This is a genomic window from Algoriphagus yeomjeoni, assembly GCF_049821175.1.
Classification (GTDB): Bacteria; Bacteroidota; Bacteroidia; order Cytophagales; family Cyclobacteriaceae; genus Algoriphagus; species Algoriphagus yeomjeoni_A.
In genome coordinates, this window is record NZ_CP187512.1 from 2667755 (window position 1) to 2687027 (window position 19273).

Here is a 19273-nt window from a genome sequence, read left to right on the forward strand (position 1 = left end):
CGACTGAATACTGATCACTGCCACTGCCTACTTACTTCAAATTCTTATACCTAATCCGCTTCGGCTCCACATCACCTAGGCGCTTTTTCTTATTCTCTTCATAGTCGGAGAAGTTACCCTCGAACCAAACCACTTGAGAATCTCCTTCGAAAGCCAGGATATGCGTACAGATTCTATCCAGGAACCATCTATCGTGAGAAATTACCACGGCACAACCACCGAAGTTCTCCAAGGCTTCTTCCAGTGCTCGAAGCGTGTTCACATCCAAGTCGTTGGTAGGTTCATCGAGCAATAGTAAGTTTCCACCTTCTTTTAGCGTCAGTGCCAAGTGAACTCGGTTTCGTTCTCCACCTGAAAGTATTCCTACTTTCTTCTCCTGATCTCCTCCTCCGAAGTTGAATTTGGAAACATATGCTCTTGAATTCACTTCTTTATTTCCTAGTTTCATCAGTTCATTTCCTTCCGAAATCGTCTGATAAACTGTTTTATTTGGGTCCAAAATATCATGTCCCTGATCGACATAGGCCAGTTGAACCGTTTCTCCAACTTCAAAATTACCAGCATCCGGTTTTTCTTGTCCCGTAATCAATTTGAAAAGCGTGGATTTACCAGCACCATTTGGCCCGATCACGCCGACAATTCCACCTTGAGGCAAGGCAAAAGTCAAGTTTTCGAACAATAGTTTGTCTCCATAAGCTTTAGAAACGCCATTCACCTCAATAACCTTCGCTCCTAAGCGTGGTCCTGGAGGAATAAACAATTCAAGCTTCGCTTCTTTTTCTTTGGATTCCTCTCCAACTAACTTATCATAAGAATTTAGACGAGCTTTACCTTTTGCCTGACGGGCTTTAGGAGACATTCTAATCCACTCCAACTCCCTTTCTAAGGTCTTCTGACGCTTGGACTCTGTTTTTTCTTCCTGCTTCAAGCGGTTTTGTTTTTGATCCAGCCAAGAAGAATAATTTCCTTTCCATGGAATCCCTTCGCCACGATCCAATTCAAGAATCCATCCGGCTACATTATCCAAGAAATACCTATCGTGAGTTACCGCAATGACGGTTCCCTTATAATTCTGCAAGTGTTGCTCCAGCCAATGCACGGATTCCGCATCGAGGTGGTTGGTAGGCTCATCAAGAAGGAGAACATCTGGTTCCTGCAGAAGTAGACGGCAAAGTGCCACTCTACGCTTTTCCCCTCCAGATAGATTAGCCACGTTGGCATCACTAGGCGGCAGTCGAAGCGCGTCCATGGCTTTCTCCAACATCGTGTCCAATTCCCATGCGTTGGCAGCATCTAACTTCGTCTGCACTTCACCTTGCTTTTCGATCAAGTCATTCATCGCGTCTGGATCTTCCATCAAGGCCGGATCCATGAATTTCTCATTGATAGCCTCAAATTCTTTTAGCAAAGCCACCGTCTCAGAAACCGCTTCTTCAACTACTTCTTTCACTGTTTTGGTCGGATCAAGTTTTGGCTCCTGCTCCAGCATTCCTACTGTGTAGCCCGGAGACCAAACCACTTCGCCTTGGAATTCTTTATCCATTCCGGCGATGATTTTTAGTAGGGAGGATTTACCCGAACCGTTCAAACCTAGAACCCCGATTTTGGCTCCATAAAAAAATGAGAGATAGATATCTTTGAGGACTTTTTTCTGTGGCGGATAAATTTTTGAAACTCCTGCCATGGAAAAGATGATTTTTTCTGAACTCATGCGTTATATTTTTACTTAGAAATTGCACTTAAGAATCAAAGATGGCAAAAAAACCGCTTTCTTAGGATAAGTGCTTTTGAATTAATTAATTTGCGGAAATTCGAAAACCGCCACCTAACCTACTGTAGAGCAATGGAGCATCCGTATGGATATATCAAAAACGACAAAGTTTATTTGAAGGGTTTTTTGGGGCAGGAAGATAGGATAATCGGTGAAGTAAAAGAAGATGAAGCTTCTACGCTTAAGTATTTTGAGGATCGATTTGAGCAGCTCAAGGAAAAAGTAGAGAAGCTCAAAAATGACATTCAAGAAAACCAGAACAAAGGTTCTTTCTTGATGAAACTCATTCACCTTAGAGAATCGCTTATGCAATCTGATGCATTGGGGGATTTTGAACCACTGATCAAGGACCTAAGCCAACAAGAGGAGTACTTGAATGAAATCATACAGGTAAACCGTACCAAAAACCTTGAAGTAAAAAAAGGGCTAATTCTAGAAGCCGAGGAGAAAAAAGACGATACTGACTGGAAAGAAACTACCGAGTTTTACAAGGAACTAAAACTTCGCTGGATCAAGACTGGCCCTGTAGATAAAGAACATCAAGAAGAAATCGAAGGCACTTTCAATGATATTGTTCAGCATTTCTTCGAAAACAGAAGACATTTCTTTGAAGGCTTAGCCCTTCAGGCGGAGGAAAACATCAAAGTGTACGAGGCATTGGTCGTGCAGGCTCGAGAGGCACATGATTTTCCAGATGCTAAGATTGCCTTTGATATTTCCAAAAAAATCCAACGTCAATGGAAAGAGGCTGGAAAAGTGCCTGCAGAAAAACGTCAGCCTCTTTGGGATGAGTTTTCTAAACTGAATAACCGAATTTTCTCTCGCTATAAAAGAACGCTTCAAACTGGTCCTCAAATGAACCCTCGGGAACTAATGAGGAAAGTAGAAACCTTAACAGAGGAGATCAAGGCCCTTTCAGGAAAACCAACTTCTTATGAACTGATAGGTAGAGCCAAGGCTATACAGGAAGAGTGGAGAAAGTTACCTCCGCGCAAGCCGAGAGAAGCGAATTTGATCGTTAGATCATTCCAATTCTTCTCCGACATCGTATTTGAGAAAGCTTTCTTGGAAAAATTGGTTCATGGTAAATACCAAGACTTCGACGAAAAACCTGAAGCGGAACAAATTCAGATAAAAACGGCTTTACTAAAAGATTTATTGAAAAGAGATCAAACTGAGCTGGAAGCGGCACAAAACAATACGGAGAATTTCCGCGTTCAGTCAGCTGATTTTGACATCATGATGAAGAAAAAACTATTTGCTGTAAAGCGGAAGGTTGACGTTAAAAATTATATTTTAAAACAACTTTCTTTTAAATAGTAAATACACAATTGAATATTTCAAAAAAAGAATAATTTTGCAACCCTTAAACTCCGGAACTCCTTTAAAATAAACATTATGTACTGGACACTCGAATTAGCATCCTATCTAGAGGACGCCCCCTGGCCAGCCACCAAGGATGAATTAATTGATTATGCCATCCGATCCGGCGCACCAATGGAAGTAGTAGAAAACCTTCAAGAATTAGAAGATGATGGTGAACCTTATGAGACCATCGAAGAAATTTGGCCTGATTATCCGACCAAAGACGACTTCTTCTTCAACGAAGACGAATATTAAATTCAAACAGCCCTGAGTGATCGGGGCTGTTTCTTTTTACTGCACAGGCTACTATAGATCTTCATACTTGGGCCCACGATAATGAAGTCTAAATCTGGTTTAAGTCTATTGACTTGGACCTACAGCAATGAAGTCTCCTGACTTCCTATCCCAATTTCACAACTTAGCAGTCTGAAGACTGCATTAAGTAAGGCACAAGTCGTGAGACTTGCGCCAATCAAGCTGGATTTATCAACACCATCATTGCGAGGAGCGAAGTATGAGCGACAAAGCAATCTCACAAGTGGTGCATATTAATCAAAATAGATCGCTTAGTTGCTAGTCTCTCACTACTCGCAATGAGGCATGACCAACTAAACAAAAAGTACCGCAACTCTTCGGGAATCTCGTAAATCGTACCCCGATAGCTATCGGGGCGTAAGTCGTAAATAAAAACAGATTGCTTCGTCGTACCTCACTCCTTCCAATGACAGATTGGTTTAAGTGCACTATAAGCGCGTCAGTCCGAGCGGAGTCGAGGACCTTTCGACTTCGCTCAAGGTGACTAAGCTTAATGTTCCAAAACAAATTACTGTCATTCTCTTTTTGTAAGTTCAAAGAATATTTAAGACTACAATGACGAATACTGAACACTTAGACTGAACACTATATTTTTCAATCCGCCACGGCAGACAAGTTATTTCATTTTCAAATTTTTCAATCTAACTCTCAATTCCGTACCTTTGCAGCTTACCAGCCAAAGGACATGATTTTCTTCTTTGAATCCCCTCTAAAAACCGTTTACGCTGTACATTCTCCACAACCTTTCGCGCCCGAAGACTTAGAAAAGCTGACCTGGCTTTTCGGCGGAGCAACAGCAATCAATACACCAGCACTTTCCGGCAAATACTCAGGACCTCGCAAGGAAATGATTACTCCATGGTCAACCAACGCGGTGGAAATCACTGCAAACATGGGAATCCCTGGTGTAATCCGTATCGAGGAATTTTTCCCGCTAAACGAAGGAGATCAAATAGACCCCATGCTTCAGCATGCTTTTGACGGGTTGGATCAGGAGATTTTTGACATCCACTTGCAGCCGGAAGCAATCGTAGAGATCCACGATATCGCTGCATATAATACCGAGAACGGATTGGCACTAAGTCAGGTAGAAGTAGATTACCTGGACAATGTTTCCAAGCAATTGGAGCGTCCACTGACAGATTCTGAAGTTTTCGGATTTTCGCAAGTGAACTCAGAACATTGCCGTCACAAGATTTTCAACGGTACTTTTATCATAGACGGAGTAGAAAAGCCACAGACGCTTTTCCAACTCATCAAAGAAACTGCAAAAGCGCATCCTAACCGGATCGCTTCAGCTTACAAAGACAACGTAGCTTTTGTAGGTGGACCAAAAGCACAGCAATTTGCTCCGAAAACCGCACATCAGGCAGACTTCTTCGAAACCCGTGAGATCGAGACAGTTATTTCCCTAAAAGCTGAAACACACAACTTCCCAACTACGGTGGAGCCTTTCAACGGCGCGGCAACTGGAGCTGGAGGAGAAATCAGAGATCGTATGGCTGGCGGAACTGCCTCCATTCCTTTGGCAGGTACGGCAGTTTACATGACTTCGTATCCTCGTTCCGAGAAAGGAAGATCTTGGGAAAGCAAGCTTGCCGAGCGTCCCTGGCTATACCAAACGCCTATGGATATTCTGATCAAAGCTTCCAACGGAGCTTCTGATTTCGGAAATAAATTTGGTCAACCGCTTATCTCCGGATCCCTTTTGACTTTCGAGCATGAGGAGGACGGCAAGCACCACGGTTTTGACAAAGTAATCATGTTAGCTGGTGGCGTGGGCTTCACCAATGCTAACTACACTAAAAAAGACGCACCAAAAGCCGGTGATCAGATTGTGATCATGGGCGGCGACAACTATAGAATTGGAATGGGCGGTTCGGCGGTTTCTTCCCTGAATACAGGAGAACTTTCTAATGCAATCGAGCTAAATGCAATTCAGCGATCCAATCCTGAGATGCAAAAGCGTGTATCCAATGTGATCCGCGCCATGGCTGAGAGCGAAAACAACCCAATCATATCTATCCACGATCACGGAGCTGGCGGACATTTGAACTGCCTTTCTGAATTGGTGGAAGATGCCGGAGGAACTATCCACATCGATAAATTGCCGGTGGGTGACCCTACCCTTTCCGCTAAGGAAATCATCGGAAACGAATCTCAGGAGCGTATGGGATTGGTGATTGGCAAAAAAGACGTAGATACTTTACATCAGATCTCCGACCGTGAGCGCGCGCCATTCTATGTGGTGGGCGAGACAACTGGAGATATGCATTTCAAATTTGAAAATGGCAAAACCGGAGAGAAACCGGTGGACTGGAATCTGAGCTATATGTTCGGTTCTTCTCCTAAAACCATTTTGGAAGACGATACGACCAACGCAACTTTTGCGGAAGCAAACTACGAAGCTGACCTGATCCAAGCCTATGTACGCGAAGTACTTCAACTGGAAGCGGTGGCTTGTAAGGATTGGTTGACAAATAAAGTAGATAGGTCCGTGACGGGTCGTGTGGCGACGCAGCAGACCGTCGGTGAAATCCAACTTCCGCTGAATGACGTGGCTGTAATGGCACTTGATTTCACTGGAAACAAAGGTATCGCAACTTCCATCGGTCATGCGCCAGTGGCAGCTTTGGCAGATCCGGAAGCAGGTAGCCGATTGGCAATTGCTGAGGCGATGACCAATTTGATCTTCGCTCATATTCAGGACGGCTTGCAGGGAATTTCCCTTTCTGCCAACTGGATGTGGCCAGCCAAAAACAAAGGCGAAAACGATAGACTATATAGAGCTGTTGAGGCAGTTTCTGAATTTGCGATTGAGCTGGGTGTGAATATCCCTACTGGAAAAGACTCACTTTCCATGACTCAGAAATATCCTGACGGAAAAACGGTATACTCTCCGGGAACAGTGATTATATCCACTGTGGGTGAATGTAGCAACGTTCAGAAAACAGTGAAAACTGCGTTGAAGCCTATCAAAGGAAGTAGAATCCTGTACATAGATTTCGCTAAGGATGATTTCAAACTGGCTGGTTCCAGCTTCTATCAGGCGTTGAACAAGGTCGGAACAGAAACTCCAGACGTCAAAAACCCAAGGTATTTTGCGAAAGCATTTACTGCCATTCAGGATCTGATCGATCAGACTTGGATCCTTGCAGGACACGACATCTCTTCAGGTGGTTTGGTAACAGCCCTTTTGGAAATGTGTTTCCCTGTGCAGAATGTAGGCTTGAAAGTGAAACTGGATCGTCTGCATGAGCCGGATGTAGTGAAAGCCTTATTCGCTGAGAATCCTGGTATCCTGATTCAGGTAGCTGATGATCATGCGGTGGAAGCCTTATTGGTGGAAGCTGACATCGATTATGTGGAGCTCGCGAAAGTGACTGATTCCGGAAACATTGAATTTGCAGGAAAAGACCTGACACTGGATATCAAAGAACTACGTGATGTATGGTTCAGATCTTCTTATTTATTGGACAGAAAGCAAAGCGGAGCAGAGCTTGCGAAAGACCGCTTTGACAATTATAAAAATCAGCCGCTGGCATACGAGTTTGCAGAAGGCTGGAAAGGCAGTTTCGAAACTGCAGGACTCGATCCATTCAGAATTACGAAAGGCAAGGCTAAAGCAGCGATCATCCGAGAAAAAGGTGTGAATGGCGATCGTGAGATGGCTTACTCACTTTGGTTGGCAGGATTTGAAGTGAAGGACATTCATATGACCGATCTGATTGCAGGTCGTGAAAACCTGGAAGATGTACAGATGATCGTCTTCGTGGGTGGATTCTCCAACTCAGATGTACTGGGTTCGGCCAAAGGCTGGGCAGGTGCATTCCTCTACAATCCTAAGGCTAAGCAGGCGCTGGACAACTTCTACGCAAGACCTGACACCTTGAGTTTGGGCGTATGTAACGGTTGTCAACTGATGGTAGAACTTGGCTTGGTGACTCCTGATCATGCAGATAAACCAAAGATGCTCCACAATGCATCCCATAAGTTTGAATCTACTTTCGTGAATGTAACAATCCCACAAAACGAATCTGTGATGCTAGGCTCACTTAGCGGACAGAGACTAGGCGTATGGGTAGCACACGGAGAAGGTAAATTCGCACTTCCACAAGCAGCAAGCGACTACAACTTCGCGATGAAATACAGCTACGAAGCCTATCCAGGCAATCCAAACGGTTCCGATCACGCTACGGCAGGTATCGCCTCAGCAGACGGTCGTCACCTGGCTATTATGCCACATATCGAGCGAAGCTTGAAGCCTTGGAACTGGGCGCACTACCCAGCAGATCGCAAGGATGACTTTACTCCTTGGATGGAGGCTTTTGTGAATGCGAGGGTTTGGGTGGAAACTCATACTTCTTAAACTTCGATACCTGCCTGCCGTAGGTAGGTTCTTCATTCGACGTTCGACGTTCAGCATTCGATATTAAAAATTTGAGATTAGAAATTAGGAGAATAGAGATTGCGTGACCACAAGCGTTTCGGTTCTACTTCAATATTCAGAACCTCAAACAACAAAAAATCCCTTGGAGAAATCTGAGGGATTTTTTTATCTCTTGCCAAAGTTGGTATTTTAAGAGATTCGATATCTTGGAAAAAGAAAGAGAGCATTCAAAACACATTTAAACTTTTGAATCAGCAATAAACCTCTCTGTCATTCACAGGCCTTTAGCAGGACTCATTTATGACTGTTCCATTATAATTACTTCGTTTTCCGAACACAAAAGCATTTGTAAATAAAGTTTTCTTCTTTGATATGCTTCCCTTCATACGGTACATGTTCCCACTCCTGCTTTTCTTTTGGCAACATGGCATTACGTCGAAATAATCGGCACTCACAGACAGCATCTCCTACCCTCTCGCAACCATCGTCTTTTATCTCGCACCACACAAGCTCAATTGGATATCTCTTACCTGTTTTTGTTTCACAGTTTTTTTGCTGATAACATTTCTTCCAGCCCCCTTGAAATTTAAATTCATTGATATCGGCCTCAGCCACTTTTTCCCCTTCCATTTTATATTATTATTAAGTTGAAGAAATAAGACAAGTGTTCGGTAGAATAAAGATTATGACATCAGGATTTTACCGCTTTTCTGTTTTTAAAGAACTCCTCAGATTCGTTATATATTGAAAATCAATTAATTATAATCTAAACAAAGATATTTGAAAAGCAAAAGGAAATAAGAAAAATATCGTATAGTTAATACAGTCCCGCACCTTCGACTGGGGAGCGCAATCCAAAGCTGAGTTATCATTCACTTTAAGAGTAGTTAATAAAACGCTTAAACATCCTATTCAATTTGAAACTAATAAACAATAAAGAATTCTCAGCGGAATAGCAGATGGGAAGCAAATGAATAGCCCCCCCTCTCAGCGTAGTCTGATCACCCCGTCTGAGTGTAGTCAGATCCTCGGTCTAAGCGTAGTTTGTAACTACGCATTCATATTCTATTCAATTTGAAATTAATCATGATATTTGGGTGAAGTTGCAAATTCACCCAGTGACTGTCACTAGCCCCCTATTCCACAGGACATGTATCTAGATCAAAGAGTAGCAGAACGAAAGGAGAAGATTAAAAGGCGGGGCAGCAGAGTCATCATGTTTTCTCTTTTAGGGATCTTCATTTTTATCATGGTCCTATTTTTAACCGGAACTCCTCTCCAACGAGATACGCAAATTAAAGGAAGAGTCTTATTCAATATATATAATCACGGAGACTATTTGATCGTTTTGACGAATCAGATAATTTCGGCTTCATCTATGGGGGATGAACTCCAAGGGAACTTTATTATTGGGGATGAACTTCAAAAAAACTCCGGTTCTGACACTTTAACTGTTAACTGCAAAAAACATATTTTGCTGAACTTTCTAACATTGGAAAAATGAATAGCAATCCCGACCTAGGAGTAGAATGCTAGCCTAAGCGTTGTCTGCGACAATTGTCGCGAACTACATCCAGTCACCAAAATCTTGTGGCTAAATTAGGAGGAGGAATTACGGCCATCAGGGTTTGTTGATGAGATAAAAATCATAGCTCACCACAAAACCCTCAGTAATTCCAGGAATAGTAATAGCCTTACCTTGCCTTTCACTTTCTGTATAAATCACATAGTGGGTCCAATGATCATTTTCGACTGTTAAAATATACTTTTTACCTGATTCATTATCCTTCAAAACATTAACTTCTTCTACATCTCCTTCCCAAAGTACTTCGCCAGAATCTTTAAATGTCAGAATTAGTTCTCTATCTGCAAATTTTATCTCTATAGGGCTGATATCATTAATTTTTTTGTCCCATTCTTTACCTATTTGCAATTTGTAAAAGCTATCTGCGGTAAATTCAAATTCCTGAGCCTGACAGAAAAAAGTTGAGAAAACTAAGATGAATATTATCAATAGGTTTTTCATGATTTACGTTAGTTTTTTGAATAAAACGAAACGAATCGACACTCGATCTTTATTTACAATTTACAATATATATAGGTAACAGTCAATGATTCAGGATAGAATGCCCCGTCTGGGTGTAGTCAGATCGTTCGTCTAAGCGTAGTTTGTAACTACGCTTTCATATCAAATAAAATTTGTAGGTAATTCATAATCCTTTTAACTTACTGAAATACAAACCTATAGAAAACCATTAGGTTGAATTATTCTAATCTTCGAACTAACTTTTTCAAATATGGCTAATGTTTCAGAAATAGAAAGTCTACACGTTCCAGCTGGCAAAAGGACATACTTCCTGGATATCAAACAATCAAGAGAAGGTCTCAGATTTCTTAAAATCACTGAGAGTAAGCGTCTTGAAAACAGAGAATACGAAAGACACTCCATTATGATCTTTGAGGAGAATATTAACCAAATCGCCGAGGCTCTCCAAAAGTTATTACACCACTTCCCATCCTTAAACAAACTAGAGGATAAAAGTAAAATGGAGCAGACAAAAGCAAAGTTTGCAAATGCTTATAAAGCATGGTCAGATGAGGAAGATTTTAAATTAACCGAACTTTTTTGCTTAGGTAAAAAACCTGCTGAAATTTCAAAAATCCTTCAGCGGAACCCAGGAGCAATTACATCAAGAATAGATAAACTTGATTTAAAAGGAAAGTATGGGTAATAAATATCATTTAGACATACCTAGGGTGTAGTCCATTATCTAAGCGTAGCCCCGTCTCGCTGTAGTCAGATCGTTCGTCTAAGCGTAGCCGACTTTCGGTGTTGTCAGAACGCTCGCCTATGCGTACTTTGTAACTACCCTTTCATATTCAATAAAATTTATACTTCTCTATAGCTCAGAAAGGCCAATATTAATTAGCCTAAAAATTTTACTTACTCAGCAACTTCTCCAATCTTTCCATCATTTCATCCTTTTCTTTTAGCATCCGCTCGTACAGAGCGATTTTTTCATTGTGGATTTTAATGATTTGATCCACAGGATTAATAGAAGAGTTGTAGAAAATAGAGGCAGGTTGGTTACAATTTTCAAAGGAGTTAGAAATGATATTTATCGCCTTTTCTTCATCAAAACTCTTAATCGCTTCCGCCGGAACCTTTAAAATCTCAGCCACCTGACGTAATAGCTCCTCCTCCACTTCTTCCTTTTGCTCCAGCAGGCTGATTTTCTTCTGGGACCAGTCAGGCCCGAGTTCGAAGGCCAGTGACTCCTGCTTGATGCCCATCATCTCACGAAAACGCTTGATATTCCTGCCGTGGTGGATTTTTTCGTTCATAGTCTGAAGTATTAGAAAGGGAAATTAACAAAATCTACCCAAAATGTTTAGACTAATTTATTCATTAGGGAGGACACCAGCAAGGAAATCGAGGTATTGGATGATAAATCCAGACAAAATGTGTCGGGGATGGGTGGTTTATGATTGAACTTTCGGCTACCGATGGCGCAGGAATTACTAGATTGTTTGTTGTGGATTTTTAATATCGGCCATGCCTACGGCATTTTTAGACCCATGGGTTTATCATTTTACCAGCCATTAAAATGGCTGGCTAGAGAATCGGTCATGCCTACGGCATTGATTCTACAAATCACCAATTAATCAGTCCCAGCGGGACGACCGATTTTCTAGCCAGAGGTTTTAACCTCTGGAATATTTGAATGGTAATGAACCGTTCAAAAGCCCCATAGGGGCGAACGATATCTATTTGCCACCCTTCATGATTTTAATTACAGAATTTCAATTAATCTACAATTTGGTTCATAACACAATATCGGCCATGCCTACGGTATTTTTAGACCCATGGGTTTATCATTTTACCAGCCACCAGCCATTAAAATGGCTGGCTAGATAATCGGTCATGCCTACGGCATTGATTCTACAAATCACCAATTAATCAGTCCCACCGGGACGACCGATTTTCTAGCCAGAGGTTTTAACCTCTGGAATATTTGAATGGCAATGCACCGTTCAAAAGCCCCATAGGGGCGAACGATATCTATTTGCCACCCTTCATGATTTTAATTACAGAATTTCAATTAATCTACAATTTGGTTCATAACACAATATCGGCCATGCCTACGGCATTTTAAAAAACGTAGAACTACCATTTAACAGCCATTGAAATGGCTGGCTAGATAATCGGTCATGCCTGCGGCATTATTTGAGAAAAATTCCTTATCAGTCCCAGAGGGACGATCCATCTTATAGCCAGAGGTTTCAACCTCTGGATTATTTGAGAATCATGTGCTCTGGCAATGTCCCATAGGGACGGACGATATCTATTCCAATTCCCTAAAAAGGTATTCTGGCAAAAATTCTATTTTATGAGCCTTAAGCATCTCCAGATATTCCTCTCTAAAGGTCATCTTTTCATGATGCTTTTCCTGATTTTTCACATAATCAAAAATAGATGAGATCTCCCTTTCACTATAGGTAAAGGAACCAAAGGCAGCCTGCCATTCAAACCTATGCTCAAGAAGCTTTGATTCATTTAACCACTTGGAAGATTTTGCTTTAGCACTTTTCATGATTTCAGAGACTGCCTGCTTGGGATAGAACTGGAACAGGCAATGAACATGGTCAAAATGACCGTTAACAATTAGGGTCTTCGCACCAGTCTCATTGATCAGGTTTCCTATCACTCCGTATAGCTCGCTCTTAAAAACATCCTGAATGACTGCTTTCCTGTATTTGACCGCAAAAACTGCCTGACAATACATCTTTGAATAGGTGTTTGGCATAATAGATCATATTAATTACTCAAACTAATTTAATCAATATCGGCCATGCCTACGGCATTATCATGAAAACCGCATTCCTTTTTTTCCAGCCATTGAAATGGCTGGCTATAGAATCGGTCATGCCTACGGCATTCATCCCACAAAATCATTAATGAGTCCCATAGGGACGACCGATTTTCTTGCCAGAGGTTTCAACCTCTGGAATTTGAATGACAACATAGCCCGCAAAGTCCCAGAGGGACGGACGATATTATATCTCCCAATACAAATTCTATTGCTTCCCCAAGCTGAATAAAATATCCCTTCCAGAAATACCATATACCTGAACACTTATGCAATTTCATAACCTTACTAAACAAGCTCCTGATGAAAAAGAAAAAGACAAAAACCACCCTCATGGATTCCTATAAACAATATGCTGAAATAGGTGACATGTATACTTCCAGATGGCGCAAGTTGGATCTACTTATCCCAAGTAATTTCCGTATGCTCTGTGCTATCCTGAATGTAAAACCAGAACGAATATTGATAGATTTTATGTGGAAGCTAAGCTACTCGGTCATTCATGGAGCCACAGAAAAGCAGAGAAAAGCCGGAATGAAGTTCTTTATAGCATGCGATTTTGGACAGCCTGCATACGCAAAGGAAGACATTAAAAAGATGTTTAGCGAGCTGAAATCCATCCGAGAACTCACTGATACCACGCAAGATATGGAGGATGGAAATAAGGAGCTATTCTGGAAAAACAACCATATGTATGTAGAATTCTGGTATAAGCGCTGGTTTGAAAAAAATACTCGACAAGATGATCTGTCAGTGCTTGAAGAATATTAATGATCTGATCATTCCTATACTCTACATGCGCTTAACAAGCCAGATTCCCCGTTGATCTTACACACAAGTAATCAGGATTATAGTGGTATCATTACTTGTTAAACCATACCATGACCAATACAAAAACAATATAGAATCAATCATTAAACATCATATGATTGGTCTTTTAATAATCTTAAACTGCTTTTTATAAATTTTTACTACAATTTATTATGTAGTTTTCCCGCACTTAATCTATATTAATCTGTAAATCAAACGGTAAGCATATGGCAAGGATCACTAACTCAATACTAGAGGGGCTATCTGGAAGCGTGGGAGAATTGGTTTTCTACAAAGTGGGTGGGAAAACTTATTCCCGCAGGAAACCCGGAAAGCAAAGTAAAACTACCAAAGCGAAAACCTCTACAAGAAAGCGCAACTCCCAATCGGTGAGTACCCAGACCCAAAAATTCCTGAAAAACATCACACATATCTTACGCTTTGGCTATCAAAACCACGAGAATGGTGCAAGCAGACCTTACCATGCGGCGGTGTCTTATACCATGAAAAACTCCTTCAAATTCGAAGGCACTACTGCATCAAAAGTGCTGGATATCAGTTTGGTGAAAGTCAGTCGGGGAAGTCTTCTGGGACCTCAAGACCCTAAAGTAGAACGGGTTGCTGAAGGAATAAAATTCACTTGGAAAGACAATTCCTGGCAGTCAGCTGCAACTCCCTATGATAATGTCTTTGTCTTCCTGCTTTCGTCTGAAGGAAACGGCACAGAATGGGAGTTTTTGGGCAATACAAGAGACAAGGAAAATCACGTGCTTACCGTATCTCCTATACTAAAGGATACAAAATGGCATGCCTGGATTGCCTTCAGCCAGGAAAATCCTTGGAATAAAAAAAGGGCACTTTCCGATTCCGTATATCTGGGCGTAGTATAGTAGCGATGACGATGATTAGTCGCCTGAGCATAGGATAATCTTTGCCCCGTCTAGGCGTAATATAATCGCTCTTGAGACTGGGTGTAGTTTGTAACTAAACCCTAATACCCAAACCGATTTAAAATCGAAAACAAATTCATCCTAGCGTCCTGTGATGAAATCGAATTACAAATTCCTTTGGATAGGAAGGCAGGATTGAGCTAAAAAAAGCTTCAGTGAAGCTTTTTTTAGCGAAAGGTCAGCTTGCAGAGTGGGAAAACTACGTCTAGCGTCGGAAATATGAGGGATTTTTATTGTTCAGAATTTAGGAAATATTGAACTAGGATATCGGCCATGCCTACGGCATTATTTGAGAAAAATTCCTTATCAGTCCCAGAGGGACGATCCATCTTATAGCCAGAGGTTTTAACCTCTGGAATATTTGAGAATCATGTGCTCTGGCAAAGTCCCATAGGGACGGACGATATCTATTCCAATTCCCTAAAAAGGTATTCTGGCAAAAATTCTATTTTATGAGCCTTAAGCATCTCCAGATATTCCTCTCTAAAGGTCATCTTTTCATGATGCTTTTCCTGATTTTTCACATAATCAAAAATAGATGAGATCTCCCTTTCACTATAGGTAAAGGAACCAAAGGCAGCCTGCCATTCAAACCTATGCTCAAGAAGCTTTGATTCATTTAACCACTTGGAAGATTTTGCTTTAGCACTTTTCATGATTTCAGAGACTGCCTGCTTGGGATAGAACTGGAACAGGCAATGAATATGGTCAAAATGACCTTTAACAATTAGGGTCTTCGCTCCCGTCTCATTGATCAGGTTTCCTATCACTCCGTATAGCTCGCTCTTAAAATTATCCTGAATAACTGCTTTTCTGTATTTGACCGCAAAAACTGCCTGACAATACATTTTTGAATAGGTGTTTGGCATAGTAGATCATATTAATTATTCAAACTAATTTAATCAATATCGGCCATGCCTACGGCATTTTATGATCCCATTATCCATCTTAAATTCCAGCCATTGAAATGGCTGGCTAGTTGATCGGTCATGCCTACGGCATTGATTGGAATGGAAATCCTCATTATTATCTGATCATATTCACTCGGCTAACTAAATTATAGTCCATATCTAATTACAATATCACAAGATCTATTTCTTATCAGTCCCAGAGGAACGAACCATCTTATAGCCAGAGGTTTCAACCTCTGGGATTTGAATGAACACATAACCAAGCAAAGTCCCAGAGGGACGGACGATATGAATTAAACAATAAATTTGTTTTGAGGAAGTCAGTGGTCAATGCATTACCTGTTAAAGTGATCGTCAGCACCCACATTCACACAATTAAATTTTGATTAAGATATTAGCAAAAAATTAAACTCTTCAGCAAGTCCCACCCATGCACCTCGAACAAACCATACACCAACTTGGCGAGCTCTACGCACCTTTATCCAGAGCATGCCAGCAGGACCTTATTGCCAATTCCAAACTCAGCACATTTAAAAGAGGTGAGGTTGTAGTCCGGGAAGGGCAGTATTCTGAAAAAGCGTATTTGATCGTGGAAGGTTGCGCCAGAGCATATTATTTAAAAGAGGGAAAGGATATTTCAGATTGGTTTACTTTCGAAAACCAATTTATGGCTCCTATCGTCAGTTTTTTCAGTGCCAAACCTAGCCCGCATTATGTAGAGTTTGTGGAAGATTCAGTGGCTTATGAGTTCTCAAAAGCCACTTTTGACAGCCTTTCCCAGAAACATCATGACTTTGAGCACTTCGTGAGCAAAGTGGTCACAGAAACCATGCTGGGGCTATGCGAAAGGCTTTACACCATACAATTCAACAGAGCCGAGGATAGATTTAAACATCTGATCAGCATCTATCCGGATATCACCAATAGAATCCCGCTTACCCATATTGCCTCCTATTTGGGAATCACACTCGAGACCCTGAGTAGAATTAGAAACAAAAAATCCACCACTTGATCTAGATCAAATGATCACGCTTCCATTTAGCTAATCTTTGTCAAAAGGATCAAAAAATGGAAGAAAAGAAGCAACCCACATCGATTTGGGGGAAATATTGGGAGCCTGTCCGAAAGTGGTTTTATCCCGGCTGGCTCGCTTATGAAGTCACCGTTCGATTTTACGACTACTCGAAAGCTGTTTATCAATTTTTTACACAGCAGCATGATTTTATTGCAGTCTATATTGGCAAACTTGGCAGCCAAACCCTAGCTATTTTTAGTAGCCTAGCCACTTTTGCTATTTGTACTGCATACTTAACCATCCCGGCTTGTTTTGCCCTTTACCAATTTTTCAAAAAAGAAAATTTGACAGGAGCTGCCTTTGAAACAAAGTTTAAACCCTGGTTCTAATCACTATGCAAAAAATACTAATCATCAACGGCCACCCGGATGCGGAAAGCTACAATTATGCGGTTTCTGATGCCTATAAAAAAGGCGCTGCTAAAGCTGGGGCTGAAATCCAACAAATCAATATCAGAGAGTTGGATTTCAATCCAAACCTACAATTCGGATATAGGAAAAGGACTGAACTGGAACCGGATTTATTGGAAGCGCAAGAAAAATTGAAATGGGCTGAGCACCTCGTCTGGATTTATCCGGTTTGGTGGGGTTCTGTACCGGCGATGATGAAGGGCTTCCTGGATAGGGTCATGCTTCCTGGCTTTGCATTTCAAAAAAGAGAGAATTCCCTATGGTGGGACAAGTGCCTTACTGGCAAAACCGCACGAATCATCTGCACCTTAGACCAACCGGAATGGTATTACCGATTGGTTTACCGAAGCCCAAGCCATCATGCCATGAAAAGGGTGACCTTGAATTACATCGGGGTTAAAAAAGTACGGATAACAGCCATCGGCCCCATTCGGCTTTCCAAAAAGGAGCTTAAAGAAAAATGGCTGAAGAAAGTCGAAAAGCTGGGAGAAATGCTGAAGTAAACTGAGACTGTGGATTCTTAGAGTTATTAGGTGAAGTTCTGAAAAAGAAAACATCCAACCCTATTCGATAAAAATCCGTAATTATTGCAGCCTTTTTTGATGGCTTATGCACACATGGGGAAAATCACTAATATTGCAGCGTGATTCTTAGCTTAAGAAATAGCGCAGTTGCAAAACTTTTATGGGTACTGATGGGGCTGTATATTCTCAACCTCAGTGCTGATACTGCAGACCCGGCGTCTCCGCATATTGCTGAAGATCTCACAATAAATGACCAGGAAAGTATGGTCGAAGTACTAGTTGAAACTATTCTGGGTTTTGAAGACACTTTTGAGGAATTCGATGATCCTGACGGGGAAGATCAGAGTAATAACAGCTTCAAGAAGGTAGTTATGTCTCTTCATAACCCTGCTGAGCAAGAGCATCTTTTCAATTCATCTACTCCAGCTGATATCTATTTTTCAGATCCTAGAACTGCTCTGAGCCTAGGATATTATCGACTTGATTCCCCACCACCCAACCGTTGATTGATATTTCCAAAAATACCATTCAACTTCTATCCAGGGTAATTCTCCCTTGGCAATAATCTATTGCTTCAGCAGAAAGTGATTGCAAAAATTTTAGAGTGGTCCTGATAGTAAGACTAACTCCCAATAGCAATTTCACCTTTCTTTGAATTGACCGGTTTGTTATCCGGTAGGTAGTTGAATGATAAATTCTATATCAATCAATAAAATCGATCACGCTGTGAACATCAAATATATTCTAACCATCGTAATCCTGTGGGTTACTTTATGCAATTCCTTTGCGCAAACTACCAATACAGAAAAAGACAGTCTTTATATCCATCAGATAGAGGAATTAAAAGAACCTGACAAGGTACTCCATGCCGAGCCACTTTACATAGACTTGATCCGCGATCTGGGTGCACGGAAAGGGGAAAAAGAATGGAATGTAGGATTAGGACTGACTGACAACCTGAGTTTTGACTCTTATGAAGCTCTTGTAGAATATGAATGGGCGCCAATCAACAGACTTGGTCTGGAAGTGGAACTGCCATTTACATTCTATGCACCTATGAATGGTACAGAGAGAGATTCAGTGCCTTCCAATCAATTAAACAGTCTAAAGCTTGCTGCTCAATGGACTTTCTTTGTGAACGCTGCTCATGCTACTTCGATGGCTGTGGGATACATCAACGAGTTTGAACTTGCTGATTTCAGAAGCATTGGTAATCCTATCATCAAAGGAAATGTGTACAATCCGTTTCTGGTAGTCGCTAAGCGTTGGGGCAATAATTACCATTCGCTAATCTACACCGGTCCAATGTTTCATCAGGACTTTAACCATAAGCAAATGCACATGACCTATGACATCAATACTAGTTTTCACTATATGATTACTGGTACGAGAAACTTCCTTGGGGTTGAGTTTAATCAGACTATCCATAATAAAAACCTCAAAACGGTGATACGTCCCCAAATGAGGGTAGGTATAAGTGAAAGTCTAATGGTAGGAATTGTGGCCGGTATCCCAGTTCAAAAAGGCGATGAGCGTCTGAGTTCTTTTCTGAGGTTAATTTGGGAACCAAAACATAAATAGAAAAACAAGACGATTGACTTGATAACTAATCTGCTGAAATAGATTAGCTAGTTAAAGAAATTGAGGCCACCTGTCTTGGGCATAGTCGGATCGTTCATAGAAGCTAAGCTTTCTACTATACTCTCCACGTCTGGGTGTAGTCAGATCGCTGGTGTCACTGGGTGAAGTCTGTAACTACTTCATTGGAAATTGATACAACGAGAATAATCACCTTAGTCTACCCCTTATATTAAACCGATCTGCAATCAGAAACCAACTCAAACTACCCTCAGGCATTAAATAAAATCGCAAAGTCGACCG

Annotated in this window: 17 protein-coding genes; 11 read left to right on the forward strand and 6 right to left on the reverse strand. The window is 41.2% G+C overall.

All coding sequences use genetic code 11. The annotated features are described in order from the left end of the window. Positions 1 to 31: 31 nt before the first annotated feature. Positions 32 to 1711: an energy-dependent translational throttle protein EttA gene (ettA, locus tag ACPUEN_RS10515; protein ID WP_425635842.1), complete on the reverse strand. Its 1680-nt coding sequence runs from the start codon at positions 1709 to 1711 to the stop codon at positions 32 to 34. Positions 1712 to 1843: 132 nt separating this feature from the next. Here ettA and ACPUEN_RS10520 point away from each other — a divergent pair, with 132 nt between their 5' ends. The 3 genes from ACPUEN_RS10520 to purL all read left to right on the forward strand — a co-directional run bounded on the left by ACPUEN_RS10520 (position 1844) and on the right by purL (position 7820). Further along, positions 1844 to 3091, forward strand: coding sequence for a DUF349 domain-containing protein (locus ACPUEN_RS10520; RefSeq protein WP_425635843.1), 1248 nt, complete (start codon positions 1844 to 1846; stop codon positions 3089 to 3091). A 78-nt stretch (positions 3092 to 3169) separates the two neighbouring features. Continuing rightward, positions 3170 to 3391: a DUF2795 domain-containing protein gene (locus ACPUEN_RS10525; RefSeq protein ID WP_024284896.1), complete on the forward strand. Its 222-nt coding sequence runs from the start codon at positions 3170 to 3172 to the stop codon at positions 3389 to 3391. A gap of 745 nt (positions 3392 to 4136) precedes the next feature. Then, positions 4137 to 7820: a phosphoribosylformylglycinamidine synthase gene (gene purL, locus ACPUEN_RS10530; RefSeq protein ID WP_425635844.1), complete on the forward strand. Its 3684-nt coding sequence runs from the start codon at positions 4137 to 4139 to the stop codon at positions 7818 to 7820. 339 nt (positions 7821 to 8159) lie between these two features. Here purL and ACPUEN_RS10535 read toward each other — a convergent pair whose 3' ends face one another. Continuing rightward, on the reverse strand, positions 8160 to 8471 hold the full coding sequence (locus ACPUEN_RS10535) for a hypothetical protein (protein ID WP_425635845.1): 312 nt from the start codon (positions 8469 to 8471) through the stop codon (positions 8160 to 8162). Between the two features lie 991 nt (positions 8472 to 9462). Then, complete coding sequence (locus tag ACPUEN_RS10540; protein WP_425635846.1) at positions 9463 to 9867, reverse strand: hypothetical protein; 405 nt, start codon at positions 9865 to 9867, stop codon at positions 9463 to 9465. 271 nt (positions 9868 to 10138) lie between these two features. Here ACPUEN_RS10540 and ACPUEN_RS10545 point away from each other — a divergent pair, with 271 nt between their 5' ends. Continuing rightward, positions 10139 to 10573 carry a DUF3276 family protein gene (locus ACPUEN_RS10545; RefSeq protein ID WP_425635847.1) on the forward strand — a complete coding sequence of 145 codons (435 nt, stop codon included), beginning with the start codon at positions 10139 to 10141 and terminating at the stop codon, positions 10571 to 10573. Positions 10574 to 10781: 208 nt separating this feature from the next. On the opposite strand, the gene ACPUEN_RS10550 is transcribed toward ACPUEN_RS10545, so the two are convergent. Next, positions 10782 to 11186: an XRE family transcriptional regulator gene (locus ACPUEN_RS10550; RefSeq protein WP_425635848.1), complete on the reverse strand. Its 405-nt coding sequence runs from the start codon at positions 11184 to 11186 to the stop codon at positions 10782 to 10784. Positions 11187 to 12187: 1001 nt separating this feature from the next. Continuing rightward, complete coding sequence (gene tnpA / locus ACPUEN_RS10555; RefSeq protein ID WP_425635849.1) at positions 12188 to 12649, reverse strand: IS200/IS605 family transposase; 462 nt, start codon at positions 12647 to 12649, stop codon at positions 12188 to 12190. Between the two features lie 366 nt (positions 12650 to 13015). On the opposite strand from tnpA (ACPUEN_RS10555), the gene ACPUEN_RS10560 reads away from it, so the two are divergent. Beyond that, positions 13016 to 13483 carry a hypothetical protein gene (locus ACPUEN_RS10560; RefSeq protein WP_425635850.1) on the forward strand — a complete coding sequence of 156 codons (468 nt, stop codon included), beginning with the start codon at positions 13016 to 13018 and terminating at the stop codon, positions 13481 to 13483. Positions 13484 to 13749: 266 nt separating this feature from the next. Further along, positions 13750 to 14412: a DUF6266 family protein gene (locus ACPUEN_RS10565; protein ID WP_425635851.1), complete on the forward strand. Its 663-nt coding sequence runs from the start codon at positions 13750 to 13752 to the stop codon at positions 14410 to 14412. 467 nt (positions 14413 to 14879) lie between these two features. Here ACPUEN_RS10565 and tnpA (ACPUEN_RS10570) read toward each other — a convergent pair whose 3' ends face one another. After that, on the reverse strand, positions 14880 to 15341 hold the full coding sequence (tnpA, locus tag ACPUEN_RS10570) for an IS200/IS605 family transposase (RefSeq protein ID WP_425635852.1): 462 nt from the start codon (positions 15339 to 15341) through the stop codon (positions 14880 to 14882). A gap of 472 nt (positions 15342 to 15813) precedes the next feature. Between tnpA (ACPUEN_RS10570) and ACPUEN_RS10575 the strand changes: the two genes are divergently transcribed. From ACPUEN_RS10575 to ACPUEN_RS10595, 5 genes are all read left to right on the forward strand, one after another. Beyond that, on the forward strand, positions 15814 to 16395 hold the full coding sequence (locus ACPUEN_RS10575; protein WP_425635853.1) for a Crp/Fnr family transcriptional regulator: 582 nt from the start codon (positions 15814 to 15816) through the stop codon (positions 16393 to 16395). A 56-nt stretch (positions 16396 to 16451) separates the two neighbouring features. After that, on the forward strand, positions 16452 to 16787 hold the full coding sequence (locus ACPUEN_RS10580) for a hypothetical protein (RefSeq protein ID WP_425635854.1): 336 nt from the start codon (positions 16452 to 16454) through the stop codon (positions 16785 to 16787). Between the two features lie 5 nt (positions 16788 to 16792). Further along, entirely contained in the window at positions 16793 to 17371 is a 579-nt protein-coding gene (locus tag ACPUEN_RS10585) for an NAD(P)H-dependent oxidoreductase (RefSeq protein WP_425635855.1), read from the forward strand. Positions 17372 to 17562: 191 nt separating this feature from the next. Then, positions 17563 to 17898 carry a hypothetical protein gene (locus ACPUEN_RS10590; RefSeq protein WP_425635856.1) on the forward strand — a complete coding sequence of 112 codons (336 nt, stop codon included), beginning with the start codon at positions 17563 to 17565 and terminating at the stop codon, positions 17896 to 17898. Positions 17899 to 18118: 220 nt separating this feature from the next. Then, positions 18119 to 18973, forward strand: a complete 855-nt coding sequence (locus ACPUEN_RS10595; RefSeq protein WP_425635857.1) for an HAEPLYID family protein — start codon at positions 18119 to 18121, stop codon at positions 18971 to 18973. Positions 18974 to 19273: the final 300 nt, after the last annotated feature.